This window comes from Kribbella sp. (assembly GCF_035687465.1).
Lineage (GTDB): Bacteria > Actinomycetota > Actinomycetes > Propionibacteriales > Kribbellaceae > Kribbella.
This window is the reverse complement of sequence record NZ_DASRXP010000037.1, coordinates 1-3674: the sequence shown is the minus strand read 5'-3', so window position 1 is coordinate 3674 and position 3674 is coordinate 1. Positions and strand designations below refer to the sequence as shown.

The 3674-nt window shown below is 66.4% G+C and carries 4 protein-coding genes; 1 reads left to right on the top strand and 3 read right to left on the bottom strand.

Features of this window, described 5'->3' with window-relative positions; genetic code table 11:
* Positions 1–263: 263 nt before the first annotated feature.
* Complete coding sequence (locus tag VFG33_RS01835; protein ID WP_325021658.1) at positions 264–1778, bottom strand: LCP family glycopolymer transferase; 1515 nt, start codon at positions 1776–1778, stop codon at positions 264–266.
* Between the two features lie 316 nt (positions 1779–2094).
* On the opposite strand from VFG33_RS01835, the gene VFG33_RS01830 reads away from it, so the two are divergent.
* Positions 2095–2880: a phytanoyl-CoA dioxygenase family protein gene (locus VFG33_RS01830; protein WP_325021655.1), complete on the top strand. Its 786-nt coding sequence runs from the start codon at positions 2095–2097 to the stop codon at positions 2878–2880.
* Between the two features lie 3 nt (positions 2881–2883).
* Here the strand turns inward: VFG33_RS01830 and VFG33_RS01825 are convergent, their stop codons facing one another.
* Together VFG33_RS01825 and VFG33_RS01820 are read right to left on the bottom strand one after the other, a co-directional pair.
* Positions 2884–3051, bottom strand: a complete 168-nt coding sequence (locus tag VFG33_RS01825) for a hypothetical protein (RefSeq protein ID WP_325021653.1) — start codon at positions 3049–3051, stop codon at positions 2884–2886.
* On the bottom strand, positions 3048–3674 hold a 627-nt coding region (locus tag VFG33_RS01820; RefSeq protein ID WP_325021651.1), incomplete at its 5' end, for a class I SAM-dependent methyltransferase. The genes VFG33_RS01820 and VFG33_RS01825, both read right to left, overlap by 4 nt.

The following is a 3674-nucleotide window of genomic DNA, read 5'->3' as shown; positions in this document are numbered from 1 at the left end:
ACCCGGGCGGCATCTCCTCGACGAACTCCCCTGAATTGTGGCCGTTCTTCTCAGCGGCTCCGGGCGTAGCTGCGTCCTTCCCTGGTCGCGGTGAGGTGTGTCAAGGGTCGAACTTGTTCGAGCCCGCAGGGCCGCGAAGCGCCCTTGACTCACCTCGCCGCGACTAGCAAACTCACGCAGCCCGGCGACGCGAACCACCCACACCTACCCGCGAACCACACGCACCCATGCACCCCGACGTACCGGATCAGCGTCTGTCCGGACTACGGCTCGGTTGGGTGGTAGGCGCAGGCGTTGGCGAGGTTCTCGGTCGGGGGCGTGGGGTTGTCGACCGGCTTCGTCGTGGATGTCGGGGTGGTCGGCGTGATCGGCGTACTGGCTGGGGTGGTCGCGGGGTTGATCGCCTGCTGGACGAGTTTGCGCATCGCCGCGTAGTCCGGGTTCTTGCCGGTCGGGAAGTTCTTCGACTTGTCCAGGTTCACATTGGAGACGGTGGCGTCCTTCACCTTGAGGCCGAGGTCGATGAACGCCGGCAGCAACTCCTGGGGGATGTCGGTCCGCAGCAGTTGCTTGCCTGCGGCAGCGATCTGCTGGTACTTCGTCACCAGGGTGGACGGGTTCGCGCTGTCCACGATCGCATTGATCGTGCACCGCTGCCGCTCCTGCCTGGACTCGTCACTCAGCCCGTAGCGACCGCGGGCGAACCAGAGGGCGTCATGACCGTCGAGCTTCTGGTTCGGGCCGGGCTGCAGATAGCTCGAAGGCAAGGTCGCCGCGCCGGCTCCTTCGCCGGTGCCGTAGTCCCCACCGATCGGCACCTTGTAGTTGATGTTGACGGTGATGCCGCCGAGCGCGTCGACCATGGACTGGAAGCCGGCCAGGTTGACCTGCATGTAATAGGAGATGTCGAGACCCATCGCAGCGCCGACAGCGACCTTCAGTACGTCGGCGCCCTCGTTGTCCGACTTCCCGAGAATGCCCGGGTGCAGCTTCGGGATGGTGTCGTACATCGCGTCGAGGTAGAACTCCGGCTGCTCGACGTTGCCCAGACTCGGATCCCAGAAGCCGTCCGGATACACCTTGTGCAGCGGCGAGTCCGTCGGGAACGGCATCCGCATCCAGTTCCGGCTCAAAGACATCAGTGCGGTGTCACCGGTCTTCGTGTCGATGCTGGCAACCATGACGGTGTCGGTGCGAGTGCCGGTACGACCCGCGCCGTCATCGGCACCGAGCAGCAGGATGTTCAGCCGGGGGGTGTCCGCCCACGGATCCTTCTGGTTCCCCAACTCGGGCCGGGTTGCGCTCTCGGAGTCGCCCTGGGAGGCGAACACGCTCCCGACCAGATCCCGCTGCGCCAGCACGCTCTGGGCGGCGACGGTCGTCGGTACGGCGATCGCGAAGCAGATCAGCCCCACGAACGCGGAGCCGGCGAAGCGCCCACCGGCCGACAGGGTGATCGGCCGGAGCAGCCGGTGCGAGGCGACCACGACGCAGATCCAGCAGAATCCGAGGAACCCCACCACCACGGCCGCGATCAGCAGCTCCCTGGGGTCGACCAGGAGGTCGATCACCGACTCCCGCCGGGCGAACCCGAAGTACGCACCGAGCGCAAGCAAGCCGACCCACAGCGTGATGACGAAGGCTCCGAGCTTCCGGCGGCCGCTCAGCACGAATCCCAGGCCGGGCACCAGGGCGCTCACCAGCGTCAGACCGGCAGCACGCGCCCCAGACCCAGCGCGGTGGGTCTGGCGCGCATGGCGGCCTGAAACCTCGCTCATCTCAACCGGCCTGATGACTCCACACCAACAACAATGCCCATATGGGGCAAATCTGACTCCTCCAGAGACCTAAAGGCCGCTGGAAGGTGGCTGCCGCCTCGTGGTACATGCGGGCGGAGAAGGTGCTGGAGGCAACGAGCCCGGCGCTGGCCGACGTGACCATGGCAGCCACCGGTCGACTGGGGTCAGTTGAACGAGACAGGAATGTGTACGTCACCGCTGCGGTCGTTTGAGTCGTTCTGTCTGAGCCAGACCGGGCCGGAGGACCGCAGGAATTGGTTTGACGGGGAGGGGTGGATGACCAAGGGTTCTTGGCATGTTGTCGGATGCTGAAGTCGCGTCGTTTGTGCGGGATGGGTTTGTGGCGGTTCGGGGAGCCGTCCCCCGGGCAGTGGTTGAGGCGTGTGTGGACGTGATCTGGGAGGACCTGGAGGGGCAGGGCGTCGGGCGGGCTGATGCTGAGTCCTGGACGGAACCCGTTGTGCGGATCAACTGTCCGGAAGGAGGCGACAGGGGGCGGGCGTTCGCCGAGGCAGGCACGGCCGGCGTGCTGTGGGAGGCCTACGACCAGTTGATCGGGCCGGACAAGTGGTGGAAGCGTGAGGGGATCGGCGGGACGATTCCCGTTCGCTTTCCGCATCCTGCTGATCCGAAGGACGCCGGCTGGCACATCGAAGCCAGCTACTGGAACGGCACCGATTGGCGGGCCAACATCCACAGTCGCGACCGGGGTCTGCTGGCGATCTTTCTTCTCACCGATGTCGGCGCCGACGATGCCCCGACCCGGATCCGCGTCGGCTCCCACGTCGACGCCGCTCGCGTACTGGCGCCGTTGGGCGAAGACGGACTCGCGCCGATCGATTCGGGCCCACCGATAGACCAGGCAAGCGCCGACCGGCCGGTGACTCATGCAACAGGTACCGCGGGCGACGTCTACCTCTGCCACCCGTTCCTGGTCCACGCAGCATCGTGGCCCCACCGCGGCACCAGCCCACGAATCATCGGCCAGCCGGGCGTCCACCTCCTGGAGCAATTCCCCCTGACAGACCGAACCAGCGCCTACCCCGTGGAAACAGCCATCCTGGACGCCATCGCCGACTGACAGCTAGGTGGTAGGCGCACCTTGGTCGATCGCGGCCAGGAGCCATTCCACGAAGAGTGTGGTCGGGTCCGCCGGTGCAGCCGCCGGGTCGAAGCTGGGCGCGGTCCCGGTGAGCGTCGGGACCGACCGCAGTAGCGCTCGCAAGTCTTTGGTCTGGGTGGGGACCGTCATACCGCTCCGTCGGTGAGGTGACCTGGTGACAGGATCAGGACGAGTGAGCCGTCGAAATGAGGCTGGTCGCGCAGGTGGCCGTGTTTGGCGTCCCAGGTTCCATCCGCGAGGTCGCGGCCGAGGTCGGTCTCGAAGCGCTCGTGAACCTCGGGCCCGACGAAGCTCCAAGCGGAGTTGGCTTTCCGGGCACCGGGATCGAGAAGTCGCTCTGGGCGTCCGTAGTACGCTTCGCCGAATCCGTCGGTGCAATGCAGCGGGATCGGCACCGATGTCGCCTGCCCACCGCCGAGGCCGGAACTGATCGCGTCGACAGACGGGTAGCGGCGCGCCTCTGTGTCGATTGCTTCCGGTGCGTACTCATACAGCCAGAAGTTCTGCAGATGGGTCGGGTCGCAAGTCAGTACGACGACCGGCCCGCGCGTGACCCGCCGTACTTCAGCCAGACCGGCGTTGAGATCGGACCACTGATGCACCGTGAAGGTGGCCATTGCGGCATCGAAGGTGTCGTCGGCGAACGGCAGATCCTCGGCGGTGCCGTCGATAGCGGCAACACGATCAGTGAGGCGCTGGGCGCGCATCTGCGCCGACGGCTCCACCGCGGTCACCTCTAGGTCGCGCGGCTC

Coding starts and splice junctions, on each gene's coding strand:
- VFG33_RS01830 (WP_325021655.1), top strand. CDS start 2,095: ATGTTGTCGGATGCTGAAGTCGCGTCGTTTGTGCGGGATGGGTTTGTG.
- VFG33_RS01835 (WP_325021658.1), bottom strand. CDS start 1,778: ATGAGCGAGGTTTCAGGCCGCCATGCGCGCCAGACCCACCGCGCTGGG.
- VFG33_RS01825 (WP_325021653.1), bottom strand. CDS start 3,051: ATGACGGTCCCCACCCAGACCAAAGACTTGCGAGCGCTACTGCGGTCG.